A 1,938-nucleotide genomic window follows, 5' to 3' on the forward strand; every position below is an offset into this window, starting at 1 on the left:
CCCGAAAAAAGAGACTGTCGATTAAATAACCCTCAGACTATCCCGCATCGTGTTTTTTGTATTTTTTTTACTTCTAGCCCCTTGTGGCGTCCAAATCCGGGCATATCGGCCCGTTTTTTTGTTCCTTTTGCTCCCCTTAACCGGAAAATGCCCGTAGCTGACCAGAGCCACGCTTTCGCTGAAAACTCAGCGTAAGCGAACCCTGCGCATGTTTAACGATTTGCTTCAGATTCGTCACCGCGGCCACAATTTTTGTGTCTATACGTCGCTTCTCCCGGGAACGTAATCGCGTTCTGCCCAGCCCGTTGTGGTTTTTCATCTCATTACATTTCCGTTCAATGTTCGCACGCTTCTGTAGTAAAGTCTTGCCTTCATCGGTCGCATTAAAGACTTCTGCTTGCTTGAATTCCGCATAGTAATCACTGATGAAAATGGTTCTTCCGGTCTTTTTGCTCGTCGTGCATTCCGTTCTAACCGGGCAGTTCTTGCATTGCGATTTGGCGAAGATATATTGCTTACCAAGCTCCCCCCGCATGTCGTGAGCCTGAGTGGTTACTTGACCTTGGGGGCAGGTGACCGATTCTGTTTCGAGATCGTAGTGGAATAAGTCGCTGGACATGAGTCCTTTCGCGTTGACGCCAACCGATTTTAGTGGTGCTACAAGTTGCATGCCTTCTTTCGTTAACGCCTTACGGTGCGCGCCGTATCCGTACGCAGAATCGCCCAAGACATACTCAGGCTTGGCGTTATGCTCTTTCATCACAGCGCTCACGAGTTCCTGCAGACGTTCGCCATCCGGCTCATTGCCCGCAATCGGTTCCGCATTGAGCACGATGCCATTGGTTTCCGATATGACCACCTGTACCTTGTCACCGAAAAATTGTACGGTTTTACTTTTGGCACCATTTCGCTTTTCCGGATCGACTGCGCTGCCAACACGGTCTTTGAGCCGTTTTTTACGCTCTATTTTTTTGTAGGGTACATGGGGATCATTCGGGTCTTCCGGGTACGCATTCTCCATTAAAATCTGGAACAGAATGGCCTGGTGCTCCAACGAAACCAGTCGTCGTTCCGGATAAGACCATGTCCAGAATAAGTCGCGAATCGAATCCTTTTCAAACCAGTGCAGCAGTTCATACGCCATTAGAACCAATTGGCTGAAAGCAACGGCGAGATCCTCAGGCGTCGCATCGGGAGGAAGCTTGGCGGTCAACGGACGCAAGTCAAGCTCGGTATGTGCGCGGTCAAACAATTGCCGGTACGAACGTTTCAAATGATTGAGCACCCGGACAAAGGCATGTTTGATTAGGCGATAGGATGAGCGGTAAACGGCATTCCCTTGTGTTACGAAGGAATCGACAATCCAAACGTCCTTGTTGTCGCCCCACAACCCCTTTTGTTTGGCTTGTGCGAGAATGTGGTGATGACAGGCGTCAAATAATGCCGAACCGAGCCGATCGCGGTCAAGGCCGATCGTACTGTGGTCGAACCCCATAAAACTAACCGGAACGCCCAAAAACCGCTTAATGAAGAGATCGCCAATGACGCGCTCCTCCATCTCGCGATCCGAAAGGTTGTAATATCGCTGGATAACGTGCAGCTTAAACTTTATGGATGGTGCATAGGGTTTAGGGCCTCGCGACGAGTAGAGATGAGCACAAATGCGATCCGCAAAGCTAAAATCCACGAGTTCCTCGACCTTACTCCAAATCGGATGCTCGGGCAATACGGAGTAAACCTCGATATCTGCAAATGTAAGCTGCTCAAACTGTTTGAAAGCGACTGCCATTGTCATTCTCTCCCCTCGATATAAATCTATTATACCACGATATAGGGAGTTATTTAGAGATATTTAAAGAAAATGGGTGGTTTTAATGGATATTTGGGGATTTTTATTTGTGCATGTTCTAGAATTAATCGACAGTCTCAAAAATCGGG

Annotated in this window: 1 protein-coding gene; it reads right to left on the bottom strand. The window is 48.3% G+C overall.

All coding sequences use genetic code 11. The annotated features are described in order from the left end of the window. Positions 1–136: 136 nt before the first annotated feature. Positions 137–1,789 (bottom strand): transposase, encoded by a 1,653-nt coding sequence (locus PAT3040_RS19820; protein WP_181376737.1) that lies wholly within the window; start codon positions 1,787–1,789, stop codon positions 137–139. Between the last annotated feature and the right edge of the window lie 149 nt (positions 1,790–1,938).

It is taken from the genome of Paenibacillus agaridevorans (assembly GCF_003112455.1).
In the GTDB taxonomy this organism is placed as follows: domain Bacteria; phylum Bacillota; class Bacilli; order Paenibacillales; family Paenibacillaceae; genus Pristimantibacillus; species Pristimantibacillus agaridevorans.

Bases quoted from the DNA above. Each gene is read 5' to 3' on its own strand.
- PAT3040_RS19820 (WP_181376737.1), bottom strand. From the start codon at position 1,789: ATGGCAGTCGCTTTCAAACAGTTTGAGCAGCTTACATTTGCAGATATC.